The sequence below is a fragment of the SAR324 cluster bacterium genome, from assembly GCA_029245725.1.
GTDB lineage: Bacteria > SAR324 > SAR324 > SAR324 > NAC60-12 > JCVI-SCAAA005.
Genome location: JAQWOT010000270.1, coordinates 14,462 through 28,588, shown reverse-complemented (window position 1 = coordinate 28,588; position 14,127 = coordinate 14,462). Strand labels below are relative to the sequence as shown.

The window sequence follows — 14,127 nt, the reverse complement described above, 5'->3', positions numbered from 1 at the left end:
TTATCCGCTTCAACAAGGAAGCAAAGGAACTGCTGGAGAGCGATCAAGATTATCTCACCCTTGGAGACTTTCTAAGGTTAAGGAGATATGGAGATTTATTCTGTGATCATTACATCATCCCAATGGGTGCAGCTATTTGGTCTACGAGTATCAAGCAAATGATGGATTTTCCCATCAAATATTTTGCTCGCTTCTTTGATAACCATGGGCTTTTGAACGTAGTAAATCGACCTCAATGGTACACGATCCCTGGCGGCTCTCAAGAATATGTCAAGAAGATGAGTTCTTCATTTATTGACAACGTTCGGCTCAGCACCCCAGTGATGGAGATTCGTAGAAAACCAAATTTTGTTGAAATTTTTTCTGCGGTGGGCAAGGAGCAATTTGATGAAGTAGTCCTTGCATGTCACAGTAATCAGGCTCTTCGTCTGATGCAGGACGCAACCATAAAGGAAAAAGAAATTCTTGGATCAATTCCATATCAAAAAAATGAAGCTGTGTTGCATCAGGACATTTCGCTTTTACCCAATCGCAAAAAAGCTTGGGCCAGTTGGAACTATCATTTAGATAATACCCATCAGGACACGGTAGCGGTAACCTACAACATGAATATCCTCCAACATATACCGACTCCTCCCCACCTATTGGTTACCCTAAACAGGACAGAAAGAATTAATCCTGGAACAATTCTTAGCAAAATTGATTATGAACACCCTGTCTACAATGAAGCTAGCGTAAGAGCACAGCAGCGTCATAGTGAAATTAGTGGTCTAAACAGAACACATTTTTGTGGGGCTTACTGGAGAAATGGTTTTCACGAAGATGGAGTCGTGAGTGCGATGAACATGCTGCAACTCCTTGAGATTCCTAAAGCTGCCTGAAATGGAAAGTTGCCTTTACACTGGGCGCTTACGCCACAGGCGTTTCAGCCCAACTTTACATAGCTTTAGCTATCCAATTTATCTCAGTTACCTTGATCTTGGGGAACTAGATCAGGTATTTTCTTTCTCCAGAATGTGGTCAAAAGAAAATTGGGGGCCAGTTTGGTTCAAACGAGAAGATTACTTTGGTGATCCAGCCCAGCCCTTGTCTGACAGTATTAGGGACGCTGTAGAGTTAGAACTAGGCTTTCGACCCATTGGATCTGTAAGAATCCTGACACACTTGCGATCATGGGGATTAGGTTTTAACCCTGTCAGTTTCTATTATTGTTTTGATGAACACCATCAGCATCCATCAGCGATATTGGCTGAGGTGACTAATACACCTTGGAATCAAAGGCACAGTTATTTTTTGGATGGTAGAGATCAGCCCAAAAATGCTCAATCCTTCGAGTTTCAAAAAAATTTCCATGTATCCCCCTTTCTCGAGATGGACTACAAATATGACTGCCGAATTACAAGACCCTCAAAGAGTTTGATTGTTCATATGGAAAATCATAAAAAAGGAGAAAAGCATTTCGATGCTACGCTCATTCTCAAGCGTAGGGAATTTAATCCAGCAACGATGAGAGAAATGATTTGGCGTCACCCTTTCATGACTGCCCAAGTCCTTGGAGGAATATACTGGCAAGCTTTCAGGCTGTGGCTTAAGAAAATACCTTATCAGCCACCACCAAAAAAATTGAGATGACAACTCTACCACCGTCTCGTTAATTCAGGCACACCCTAGGTTACTAATGAGCTCCACCGAAGATCTGTCTTTTCCTAGAACAGAAACTATCCTTTCTGAGAAACATCCAGAAAGTGATCTGCTGAAAAGTTGGAACAAATGGAATCGTAACCTGTTCATTCGGCGAACTGATAGTTTGACTCATGGCAAGATCACAGTTCACGATGAAATGGGTACGTACATCCTTGGCCAAAAGACGGATCTGTGTCCACTGGAGGTCACGGTCCATATTCATGATCTGCAGACCTACGCCAGCATTATTCATAGCGGAAGCATTGGTGTTGCAGAAGCTTACATGCGGGGCGAGTGGGTCTGCTCCAACTTAACTTACCTTGTACGAATTTTTGTGGTGAATCGTGAAATTTTAGACAACATGGAGCAAGGAATTGCTCGGTTTGGAGTGGCAATTCACGAGATCTTGCACAAATTCCTGAACAAAAACACAAAACAGGGCAGCAAGAAGAACATCTCCGCACATTATGATTTGGGAAATGAGTTCTTTAGACTCTTTTTAGACCAAACCCTCATGTATTCATCAGCAATTTTTGAAGATGCCGAAAAATCTTTAGAAAAAGCATCCAAAAACAAGATGGATCGGATCTGCAAAAAATTAGGACTTCAACCTCAGGATCACCTTCTTGAAATTGGCACTGGATGGGGAGGATTTGCCATCCATGCTGCCCAAAATTATGGCTGTCAAGTGACAACCACGACTATCTCACAAGAACAGTTTCAACTAGCAAAAAAGAGAGTAGAGGAGTCTGGGTTACAAGGCAGAGTCGAAGTTTTGAAGAAAGATTATCGCAACTTGAATGGTCAGTACGACAAGCTTGTATCAATTGAGATGATCGAGGCGGTAGGCCATCAATTCCTTCAGGGTTACTTCAAAAAATGCAGCTCCCTGCTCAAAAAAGACGGTTTGTTGTTGCTTCAGGCGATCACAATTGATGATCGGAGATACCACCAAGCTAGTAAAACAGTTGATTTCATTCAGCGGTATATCTTCCCTGGAGGTTGTTTACCCTCCATTAGCGTGATGGCTGAGCATCTACGTGAAAGCACAGACCTTTGCATTTACCATCTGGAAGACATCACACAGCATTATGTGACTACCCTGAAAAGATGGAGAGAAGGTTTCTTTGCAAACTTAGACCAAATTTATGCACAAGGATTTTCTGACGAGTTTGTGAGGATGTGGGAATACTACCTGTGCTATTGTGAAGGAGGCTTCAAAGAGCGAGCGATTGGTACAATCCATTTGATAGCCACCAAACCACTCTGTAAACCCCGAGACTTAACTTGCAATATTTGAATAGTTATTCAGTAGCTCTTCCACCAAGAAGAGCTGCTTACTGTTTTTGCAGGGCCAAATCCAAATTATCTGACACAGCCCCAGCAGAATTCTGCTCTCTGTCCTCCCGCCAAACATGCCACTGGTGACGAATTGAAACTCCTTGCGAATCTCTTGCTACCAACTCAATAAGATTTTTTCCTTTAAGAAGTGGAGAATTCCATACAAGGGCCTCTGAACGCTTATTATTCAAGTTGACGTAATTCAATTTTCTTCCATTCACAAAGCACAATAGGTCCTCCAGTCCATCATCGTCTCTGAGATCAACATTCCAAATTAGGTCTTCATCTCTGGTCAAGATGGGTAGATCATCCCTGATGAAACTAGTTTGAATGACTGGAGGTTCAACTATGGCTTCAGGCCCTATTTTGCCCATCCAATGATAATTCCAAAAAGCTTGGTCTCCTCTGGGCACAAATAGCGCGACTTGCCAACGGCCAAGTTCGTCTATTCCCTGGGGAATGCGTACCAGTAAGCTTTCTTCATAGGACTGACCATCTTTCAGACTTTTCCATTCCACCCTGTCTTGTAACCAGATCAAACCATCCTCAGAACTGCTGATTCTCAAAACTACTTCCTCCAGTTCTTTAGGATCCTGCATTTCAAGATTTACCTTCAAAACGAGGGTTTCTGCAGATTGAGCTATTCCGTCCCCATTACCGACACTTCCCGCAGTTCCATTATCGATGATCTGAAATCCCATGCTGAAGGTTGGTAATTCATCAGGGATTACCGACCATAGAAACTCTTTACGCAAAAGTTCTTGGTCTTCACCTACAAGAACTAGAAAATCCAGAGGCAGCCAACTTGGATTTTTTTGTTGATCAAAATCTATTTCACGAACCCATAGGCCTTTTTCACCCCCTTCGAGTTTACCAAGAGGGAATTCAATATCATCTAGCCAATCTTCAGAGCTTTCAGATACCACCAACACTCTCTCCATGGGCATACTGCCCTGGTTCTCAAGCTGAACTTTAATTCGCAAATTGCGGTCTGAGGCAAATGGAGGAGTGATTCCTTGCCAGACACCCATGTCATTCTCTTGCTCAAAAGAGATTTGTAGATCTGGCAACTCCGTTGGGCTTGGGGAGGATAGAGTCCAATCCAACTCAGCTTGCTTTGCGATTTTCCTGACAATTTCTTTCTCAGCCTGAGCCTGTAACTGGGGATGAGACCTGGCAAGAGTTGCTTTCATCGTTTCCTGGTATGGCAGATGCTCTCGCAACAATCTTACTGCAATACGAACAGAATCATCATTTTCAATCTCTGAGGCATTGAGTGGCTTATCTATATCAGTTTCCTCATCTTCTGAATCTCGCATGTAGTGCAAGATATAATTTTCAGCCTTACTCTCCTGTTGAAGTGAACTTAGATGGATGCCATTTTTCGTTAAGTAAAGTGGGTCCAGTTGCAAATCTGGTTGTACGCCAACATCCTGAATTGAGAGATTATCTGGGGTCAAGTAGCGGGCAATGGTCATTTTGAGACCAAAATTACCAGGCATACCCCAGATGGACTGCACCGAACCCTTACCAAATGTCTTTTCACCAACAACGATCGCACGATTATTTACCTTCAGGGCTGCACTAACTATCTCTGAAGCTGAGGCACTTTGACCATTCACCAAAACTACGATGGGTATGTTCTGAATTTTAGGTGAGCTCAGGAGTTGGTGAGAATCGTAGCTTGTTAGGTGTGTGTTAGTCTGTGTCGAAACAATTCTTTTCTCCGGGGGTAGAAACAAGTCACTTACACTAACGGCTTCCTGAAGCAATCCTCCTGGATTTCCACGTAAATCTAGGATCAAACCTGCAACCGAGTCGAGATTTTCCAATTGTTTTTCAAGATTGATAGATGTGTCTTCCTGAAATAGTTTCAGCCGAACATAACGAACCGGAATTCCATCATCGAATCGTAGGTCTATTGAATCACTACTACTGATTTGAATATCCTCGCGTTGAAGTTCATAAGTGATTACTTCCCCTGACCGCTCAACGGTCAAATCCATTCTAGAGCCTATCTCCCCACGCAACCCCTGCATGATTGCACTCAAGCTCATTTTTTTAGTTGATTCCCGATCAATTTCCTTGACCTTATCCCCAATCCTTAGCCCTGCCAGTTCAGCAGGCCCACCCTCCATCAGAGAAATAATTGTCAACTGCTTTTCCCGAATTCCAATAATGATTCCGACGCCAGCAAATCGACCTCGGGTATTCTCGTTAAACTCAGCATAGCTTGATGGTGGAAGCACAACTGAATGAGGGTCTAGGCCCGACATGATGGCGCTAAGAGCAAGTAATTCCAGCTCTGATGTCTGGTACTCGGGCAGCTTTTCATGAAGTTTCAGAATTAGGGATTGGAGCCCCTCATACATTTCTCTAAGAGACGCAGGTGAATCCAGCTTAACCAAAGTGCTTTCACGAAAAAGAACCCTTTGGTTCCCAGATTTGCTCTGGGGAGTAACGACTCGCACCTCTGCAATCTCTCTTTCTAATGCCAAGAGAGCAGCCTCTTGAAGCTCTGAAAAATCCAGCCGCCCCAACTCTAGGTAATCCAGTTGAATTCTCATCAAAACTTCTGCCAACAATGGAGTTGGAGATGGCTCTGGTTCCTCTGGCAATTCCGGTCCAGAAAGTCCAGGCAGACATCCGGATAAGAGAATTGAAGTGATTGTGCTCAGGAGCGCCCAGAGTAATTTTTTTTGGATACTATCCACTTTCATTTATGCTCAATCTGTTCGATTAGTTTTATAAATTTTGCAATGACCCGCTGTCAGAATCACAAAGCTTATTCTTCACGTAGAACCACTGCGGGTGGCACTTTGGACATTTTCAGCGCAGGGTAGAGGCCTGCAAGTAGAGCAGCGAAGACAGCCAGCAGCATGTTGTAAAACAAAACACTAGGTTCTACCAGAGTAGGAAAGGTCCAACCGAATGAACGCTGATTTATTACAAAAATCAAAACTATGGCCATCATTATCCCAACTGGAATCGCGAGGGCTCCCGCAACTATCCCCATCAATCCACACTGACTCGTCACTAATCGCCAAATTTGCCCAGGGGTCATCCCTGTGGCCCGCAATATCCCCAACTCTCTCTGACGTTCTAGCTGCAATGCCATCAAAGAACTAAGAACGCCCAAAAAGGCAACACCCGTTACCAGTAGTTGAAGAACACCAGTAATTGCAAAAGTTCGATCAAAAATTTCTAAGCTCACTTCTCTCAGGGAGACATTTGAACGGATGATCAAAGGCTGTGGAAGGTTTAGTCGGTCAAAAACATCCTGAAAGCGTTCAGGAGTCCATCCATCCTCAAGATAAAGCGCAACTGAATTTACTCTTGGATCCTCCCAAAATTTCTCCAAGTGATTGCGATGAATTATGGCGTGGCCTCTCTCAGAACTGTAATCGTAGAAGACACCTTTGATTTCGAAAATTTTATCTCCATTCGGAGTGGGTAACATGAGCTTGCCTCCAATGGACAGGCCTAATCTATTTGAAAGAGGTTCGGATATCACAATCGATTGTTTTGCATCAAAACTATTCCATGGATCTTTACTAGCCTCTTTGAAGCTGTAAGAAGCATACCCCTCATTGGGTAAGTCCAGAGTCAGTAGATCAATCTCACCGACAGCAGTTTTTACCTGAATTCTTCTATTTCTTGTGAGATGAGCAACTCCCTCTGCTTTATCAAGGATGTCGATGCTTTCAGGTAACAAAGCCTTGTCAAGGTGTCGTGAATTTCCGGGTGGAACAACGTAAATGTCTGCCCAAAGCTGTTGTTCCAGCCAGTAAAAGACTGTGTGTCGGAAACTCCCCACCATGATTCCAAGACCGATTGCTGCAGAAATAGCTACCATAAGGGCTGCAATCGCAACACTTGTCCTACTGAGTTCTGCTTGAACCCCTCGTGTGGCCATACTTCCCAGGACTCCAAAAAGCTTGGTCATGATGGGCCTTATCAGTGTCATAGCGAGGTTTGTCATATGAGGGGTGAGAAATGCCAAGCCTACAATTAAAGAAAACAAACCTGCGTAACTCAGGATTAAATCTCTCGAGGGAAGCCACAATAGAAAGACTCCTGCGAAGCATAGACCTAAGCCAGCGTAAAAACTCCAACGCAGGGTTCTGCGAAACGATTCTTCACGCGAAGATCGATTCAAAACCATTCTTGGTGGAATATTTGAAGCTTCTTTGGCGGGTGGAATCACAGCAAGAAGAGTAGCTCCCAATCCAAGACCAATACCTTTGAGAAGAGATAAATTTGACCACTGAAGTTCTTGAACAGAAAGAACATAGTACAAATCGTTGATGGTTTGAGTAACATAGATGATAAGGAAGTTTGCCAACTGACTCCCGCCGATCAAACCAAGGAAAGTTCCCACAATCCCAATCACAATTGCTTCCATCAGAATAATGTGAAATATTTCACCTCTCGTGACTCCCACTGCTCGAAGTTGACCCAAAAGGCTGTAGCGTTGGACCACAGAGAAAGTCATCGTATTGTAGATCAAGAACATCCCTACAATGAGCGAAAGCAAGCTCAAGGCGGAAAGATTCAAGTGGAAGGCACGAGTCATTTTGTCAGCAGACTCAAGTCTTGTCTGTGATGATTCGACACGAGCACCAATGGGAAGAGCCTCATTAAGCTTCTCAATTTGTTGTTTATTTTCTTCATCATCACCAACTAAAATCAGATCTATCCTCGACAAATTTCCTTTTTGCTGAAGCAACTCCTGAGCTGTGCTGATATCGACAATCATCAGTTTTGAGAGGGCTTGACGAGCAAAGCTGTCATCAATTTTGAGAAAGGCAATCAACTGAAGTTTCTTCGGCAAGCCTCCGATTTCAACTGCGAAAAAATCTCCAATTTGAATACCTAATTGATCAGCCAGATCGTATGATAAGACAACTGTATTCGGCTCTGTTAAAAATGCTGTTAGATTCCCGTTGTTTCCTCCGCCTAAATCCTGCAGATATGGTCGAAAAGGGGCTTCTGCGAAAGGATCAATTCCTAACAACTGGAAAACCTGATCCGGTTTCTCTGGCAAAACTACATAACCTTCTAAAACCGGTGCTACCTTCCTGAAAGCAAGTTTTTGTTTCAACTCTCGATAGGTCTGTTCAGGGAGATATTCCCGGTCAGAGATGATTTGATGAGTCGAACGACCACTCACCGATTGGACTGCCAATTCCATCGATCTTTGTGCACTGGCATTTGTCAAATCGATTGAAAGAACAATGGTAACTCCCAAGGCAACTCCAATCACAGCCAATCCAAATTGCCAGGGATGACGCTTTAGATATCGAAAACTTGATTGATAAAGAATTGGTGGCATCAACAGATTATTGGTGTTCTTCATGAAAATTTTGATAAAAGTAGCCTGCTTGTATTTTTGCAATCTTTACGGCATGGTCAGAAGCATAAAGTTTTCTCGAGCCAGATGCCGCTTGCCATCTTGCTCCTTGAGGTGCTAATCAAATTAGCCTTTTCAAATACCCGATCATCAAAGCGGATTTCGTTTCATGCCAAACAATTTGATCATTGTAGAATCACCAGCCAAGGCTAGAACAATCAACAAGTTTCTTGGCAATGATTACATCGTTGTCGCATCGATGGGGCACGTCCGTGATCTCCCAGAGAAAGAGCTTGGTTTTGATCCTTCTAATCATTTTGAACCGCGATATGAGATCACGAAGGATAAGAAGAAAACGATCACAGATATCAAAAAACGAATCTCCAAAGAAACTGTGGTTTATCTCGCAACTGACGAGGACCGTGAGGGTGAATCTATATCTTGGCATCTAATTGAGGCACTTAAACTTCAAAAACATCCTGACATCAAACGGATCGTTTTTCATGAGATCACCAAGCCTGCCATTTTAAAAGCCTTGCAGAATCCAAGGGATGTTGACACCAGCCTCGTAGATGCCCAACAAGCACGAAGAATTTTAGATCGAGCTGTAGGTTACGAACTGTCACCACTTCTATGGAAAAAAGTGAAACCCGGACTCTCTGCGGGTAGAGTTCAAAGTGTAGCAGTTAGAATACTTGTTGATCGAGAAAGAGAAATCCGGGAATTCAAGCCACTTGAATTTTGGAGAATTCGAACCGCTTTTGAAAAGTATGCTTTCCAAGCAGAGGTAGTTTCCTACAAATCAAAAAAAACTGAAAAATCTATCCCTAATGAAGCAACATCTCTGGAAATTGTTTCATCATTAGAGCAAGGGGAAATCTGTAAAATTGCTGATATCGAAGAAAGAGAGACAACCAGAAAACCCGTAGCACCCTTCACTACTTCTACTCTACAGCAGGAAGCATCTTTAAAACTAGGATTCTCGCCTCGGCGAACAATGTCTGTCGCTCAGCAGTTGTACGAGGGAAATTTTGAAATCCCTGGGTACAGCGGTGGCTTGATCACTTACATGCGAACAGACTCGACAACGCTCTCCGAAGAAAGCTTACAACAAGCTAAACAAGTAATTCTTTCAGAATATGGGAAAGAGTACGCTATTAAAGGGCCACGTCGCTTTGCCACCACAGCCAAGGGTGCTCAAGAGGCTCACGAAGCGATCCGACCTGTCGACTTGAGCATGAAACCTCAGGAAGTTCGGGCACATTTAAGCCCTGAAATGGCAAAGCTTTATGATCTGGTCTGGAAGAGGATGATCGCCTGTCAAATGACTGAGGCAATCATAGCACGAACAACCCTTAAGTTGGTGGGCGGCTTTCAGCAAGAGTGCCTCCTTGAGGTCAAGGGACAGCGGCTTGTATTTCCGGGATTCTTAAAAGCCTACACAGAAGGCTCTGAAAATCCAGATGTAGATCTTGAAAAAAAGGATGTGATCCTACCGAAAGTTGAGAAAGGAGAGGAACTGGGGATCACGGAGGTGATTCCAGAGCAGCATTTCACCAAGCCCCCACCTCGCTATACTGAAGCAGGTCTAATTAAAAAACTGGAAGCAGAAGGGGTTGGTAGACCTTCCACATATGCTCCTACTATTTCCACGATTCAAGATCGGCAATATGCTGAAAGAGGAGAAGATAAACGGCTCAGGCCAACAGATCTTGGTGAGGTCGTTACAGATTACTTAGTGAATCACTTCACCGACATCGTGAATTTAAATTTCACAGCACGAATTGAGGAGGACCTTGACGAGATCGCCAATGGAAAACGAGATTGGGTATCTATGATGACCGATTTCTATCAGCCCTTTCACGATAACATTGCGGTAAAACAGGAGTTACCCCCTGACAAAGGGGAAAAGATTTTGGGAACTGACCCACAAACCGGCCGTCAGGTCAGCGTTAGGGTTGGTCGTTATGGTCCGATGGTTCAAATTGGGACTAAGGATGATGAAGACAAACCCAAGTTTGCTTCACTTCCCAAGGATCGCAGCATGCATGAAATTCAACTGGAAGAAGCACTCAAGCTGTTTAGTCTTCCTAGACATTTGGGCAACTTTGATTCCTCTGGAGAGGAAATTATCGTCAATAGAGGCCGATTTGGTCCCTATGTGAAACTTGGCAATCAATTCTATTCTATCCCCAAGGAAATTGACCCTTTGCAGATTGATCGTGAAGAAGCAGTAGAGTTAATACGTCAAGGCAAAGAAAGCAAAGCAAAGCAGGTCTTACACGATTTTGGCGAAATTCAAGTGCTCAAGGGACCCTATGGCCCTTACATCAAATACAATAAGAAGAATTTCAAAATCCCAAAAAACACTGATACTGAATCACTAGACAAGATCACCTGCGAGCAAATTATCTCAGAAGCCCCACCTCCTCGTCAAAAGCGCAAAACCAAGGCCTCGTAATGGGTTGGAGACTTTGACTAACAGTCAACACCCGACAACAAACCATCTAATGGTGTAACTCCGAAGCATGCGAACTCATCTATCCGCACTCGCCCTACTTGCGCTGAATTTTCTTATATTTCTGGTTCTGAACCAATTTCTGAACCCGCATCCGGATATGCTGGACCATTGGGTGTGGTCACGTTTTTTGAGTGCTTCCTACTACGAGCACCCTCCGATGGTGGCTTTTCTGATGCGCATCATTACCACCTTCGGTGGACATCACGAGACCACCCTAGAAATCGGAGCTCAACTTGTAAATTTAGCTATTCTTTACTTGATCTATCGCTTGGCACTCTCCATTTTCCACGCCAGGGCAGCTCTCTTTACTCTACTTGTGTTGAGTTCAATGCCCTACTTTACATTGGGAACTGTCTTTCTTCACATCACCCAGCCCTTTGTATTTTGTTGGGTTATAGCACTAATGCTGCTTGTCCGCTATCACCTAGAACCTCATCCTCGGTGGCTCATTTTTATAGGAATTGTCTGTGGGCTTGGAGCCTTATCCAAGTTCATCATGCTTCTCTTTTATATCGGACTTTTCTTTCATGCTTTGATCTATCGAGACGCCCGAGACATTTTGAAATCACCCTGGCTCTACATGGCTGGAGTGATTTCACTCACGATCTTCTCTCCAGTGATTTTTTGGAATGCCGCTCATGAGTGGATCTCTTTCCGTTTTCAATTTGGCAGGGGAATGGGTGGTGAAGAATTTGGTGAAAACACATTTCATTTTTTGATTGGCCATATACTTTTGTTTTCACCACTCTGGGCAACGGTGGGTTGGCTGGGATTAACAAGCTTGAAAGATCGTTTTCGTTCAGGTCAGCACCCTGAATCCGTCATTTTAGTGCTCTCACTGTATCCACTTTTCTTCTTCACCATCATGAGTCTAAGAGGATCGATCGCAGACCCACACTGGACCAACCTCTTTTACCTTGGCTTATCTATTCTTCTGGGCCAAGTACTCTCAATTCATTGGAAAAAATATAGGTTGGCCTTGGTTGGAGCAGCATTATTCATCAATGCCGGCTTGATCACAGCAGCCGTAGTTAACACTTATGATCCACTTTATGAATGGGAGGCTCACGAACTAGACAGTCCAAAACTTCTGATTAGTGATGGTGTCCCTGAGGAAGTGATCAACAAGCTGGAAGCACATCACGAAAGGCTCTACAGCTTTGAAGCTTTTGAGGAATTCCTAAGCAAACATCTCACAGATTCTGAAATTAAGGCTTATGGTGACCAACTTAAAAAGGTCAGCCACGACACTTTCAGCAATCGATTCAATCAGTTTCTTCAGTGGCCAGAAACTGTTGATGAAATGAGGAAATTACTGGTGGCAAAGGGATTGGGTGATCCTCAATACATTGTCAGCAGAGAATACCAACTAAGCAGCGCTATTAGTTTCTATTTCCCAAACCATCCATGGCCACACAGCTTGGAAAAGACTGAGAGAAATCTATGGTCTCCAAGAGAGGAAGTGAAGAAGTCAGCTTTCCTCTTCGTTTGTGCTCTCTATGACTGTGATCACTCTAGTCGAGTCTTTGAAAAGAAGATGGGAGTTCAACTGACTGACCTCGGAGAAGTCTTAATGAGACAGGAAGGAAGGCTGATTCGTGCGCTGAGACTATACTCACCAGCCAATCTGGAATCAACTCAGATCGATCCACTCACTACTCCAGCTACATCTCAATCGCGTTGAGATAAAACACACAGTCGGCTGATCACTTGACTCACGGTATTTTCACCAATAATATTAGGTTTTTTTGACTTTCCTCAATCAATAACTCTTTAGATAGAATTCTTGGTTCTGCCAAGCTCAACCACTCGTATTAACCAAGCAAGAGGGACCATGGCGCAGACCATGTTTGAAAAGATTTGGAATTCTCATGTCATCACCGAACAAGATGGCAATAATATCCTCTATATTGATCGTCACTTGGTCCATGAAGTCACCTCACCTCAAGCTTTTGAGGGACTTAAGATGGCGGGACGACCCATCCGTTGTACTGGAGCGACCTACGCCGTTCCAGATCACAATGTTCCAACCAAGGACAGAGATAAGCCAATTGCCGATCCCATATCTGCCAAACAAGTAGAAACATTAAGACAGAATTGTAAGGAATTTGGCATCACACTTTTTGACTTGGGTGATGAGCGGCAAGGTATCGTACATGTGGTAGGCCCTGAACAGGGACTGACCTTACCTGGTTCCACAATTGTCTGTGGAGACTCGCATACAGCTACTCACGGAGCTTTTGGAGCACTAGCATTCGGGATTGGGACGAGCGAAGTAGAGCATGTGCTCGCAACGCAAACTTTGCAGCAGCAGAAACCAAAGACCATGAAAATTGAAGTTCGTGGTTCTCTGCCAAATAAAGTGGGAGCCAAGGACATCATACTGGCGATTATCGGGAAGATTGGCACTGCCGGAGGAACTGGCTATGTACTAGAGTACTGTGGTGAGGCGATTCGTGCACTTTCGATGGAAGGTAGGATGACACTCTGCAATATGAGCATTGAAGCAGGTGCTAGAGCTGGAATGGTTGCTCCTGATGAGAGAACCTTCGAATACTTGGTAAATCGTCCCTACGCTCCCAAAGGCAATGAATTTGAGCAAGCGGTTAACTTTTGGAAACAGCTGGCTTCAGACGAAGGAGCTACATACGACAAAGTAGTGATTTTAACAGCTGAAGATATCCTTCCACAAGTGACCTGGGGCACGAACCCTGGCATGGTCACAGACATTCATGGGCAAGTTCCAGATCCTCAGCAAATTGAAGGTACCAACCAACGAAGAGCCATCGAACGCGCTTTGGCTTACATGGATCTCAAACCAAATACTCCGATCGCTGAAATCAACATTGATCGAGTTTTCATTGGTTCATGCACGAACTCTCGAATTGAGGACCTCCGCAATGTTGCAGACTTTGTGAGGGGGCACAAGGTCAATCCTAAGGTTCACGCGATGATTGTGCCTGGGAGTGGGCTTGTGAAGAATCAGGCTGAAGAGGAAGGGCTTCATCATGTTTTTGTCGAAGCAGGTTTTGAATGGAGAGAACCCGGCTGCTCAATGTGTCTCGCAATGAATGACGACATTCTACAACCGGGTGAACGATGTGCGTCGACCAGTAATCGAAATTTTGAAGGCAGGCAAGGGAAAGGTGGACGTACCCACTTGGTAAGTCCCGTCATGGCAGCTGCCGCCGCAATCACAGGACACTTTACAGATCCACGAACTCTTTAA

The 14,127-nt window shown here is 44.0% G+C and carries 8 protein-coding genes; 6 read left to right on the top strand and 2 right to left on the bottom strand.

Features of this window, described 5'->3' with window-relative positions:
* The 3 genes from P8O70_14950 to P8O70_14940 form a co-directional block, all read left to right on the top strand.
* Positions 1–881, top strand: an 881-nt coding sequence (locus P8O70_14950; protein ID MDG2198147.1) for an FAD-dependent oxidoreductase, incomplete at its 5' end; no start/stop codon positions are given.
* Position 882: 1 nt separating this feature from the next.
* Entirely contained in the window at positions 883–1,632 is a 750-nt protein-coding gene (locus tag P8O70_14945; protein MDG2198146.1) for a DUF1365 domain-containing protein, read from the top strand.
* Positions 1,633–1,678: 46 nt separating this feature from the next.
* Positions 1,679–2,983 carry a cyclopropane-fatty-acyl-phospholipid synthase gene (locus P8O70_14940; GenBank protein MDG2198145.1) on the top strand — a complete coding sequence of 435 codons (1,305 nt, stop codon included), beginning with the start codon at positions 1,679–1,681 and terminating at the stop codon, positions 2,981–2,983.
* Between the two features lie 37 nt (positions 2,984–3,020).
* Here the strand turns inward: P8O70_14940 and P8O70_14935 are convergent, their stop codons facing one another.
* Both P8O70_14935 and P8O70_14930 read right to left on the bottom strand, forming a co-directional pair.
* Entirely contained in the window at positions 3,021–5,744 is a 2,724-nt protein-coding gene (locus P8O70_14935) for a S41 family peptidase (protein MDG2198144.1), read from the bottom strand.
* A gap of 65 nt (positions 5,745–5,809) precedes the next feature.
* Entirely contained in the window at positions 5,810–8,383 is a 2,574-nt protein-coding gene (locus P8O70_14930; protein MDG2198143.1) for an ABC transporter permease, read from the bottom strand.
* A gap of 163 nt (positions 8,384–8,546) precedes the next feature.
* Here P8O70_14930 and topA point away from each other — a divergent pair, with 163 nt between their 5' ends.
* The 3 genes from topA to leuC all read left to right on the top strand — a co-directional run bounded on the left by topA (position 8,547) and on the right by leuC (position 14,127).
* On the top strand, positions 8,547–10,838 hold the full coding sequence (gene topA / locus P8O70_14925) for a type I DNA topoisomerase (GenBank protein ID MDG2198142.1): 2,292 nt from the start codon (positions 8,547–8,549) through the stop codon (positions 10,836–10,838).
* A gap of 67 nt (positions 10,839–10,905) precedes the next feature.
* The gene (locus tag P8O70_14920; protein ID MDG2198141.1) at positions 10,906–12,582 is read left to right on the top strand and encodes a glycosyltransferase family 39 protein; all 1,677 of its coding nucleotides are present in this window, start codon (positions 10,906–10,908) and stop codon (positions 12,580–12,582) included.
* A gap of 150 nt (positions 12,583–12,732) precedes the next feature.
* Positions 12,733–14,127 (top strand): 3-isopropylmalate dehydratase large subunit, encoded by a 1,395-nt coding sequence (leuC, locus tag P8O70_14915; GenBank protein MDG2198140.1) that lies wholly within the window; start codon positions 12,733–12,735, stop codon positions 14,125–14,127.

Coding starts and splice junctions, on each gene's coding strand:
- P8O70_14945 (MDG2198146.1), top strand. CDS start 883: ATGGAAAGTTGCCTTTACACTGGGCGCTTACGCCACAGGCGTTTCAGC.
- P8O70_14940 (MDG2198145.1), top strand. CDS start 1,679: ATGAGCTCCACCGAAGATCTGTCTTTTCCTAGAACAGAAACTATCCTT.
- P8O70_14935 (MDG2198144.1), bottom strand. CDS start 5,744: ATGAAAGTGGATAGTATCCAAAAAAAATTACTCTGGGCGCTCCTGAGC.
- P8O70_14930 (MDG2198143.1), bottom strand. CDS start 8,383: ATGAAGAACACCAATAATCTGTTGATGCCACCAATTCTTTATCAATCA.
- topA (MDG2198142.1), top strand. CDS start 8,547: ATGCCAAACAATTTGATCATTGTAGAATCACCAGCCAAGGCTAGAACA.
- P8O70_14920 (MDG2198141.1), top strand. CDS start 10,906: ATGCGAACTCATCTATCCGCACTCGCCCTACTTGCGCTGAATTTTCTT.
- leuC (MDG2198140.1), top strand. CDS start 12,733: ATGGCGCAGACCATGTTTGAAAAGATTTGGAATTCTCATGTCATCACC.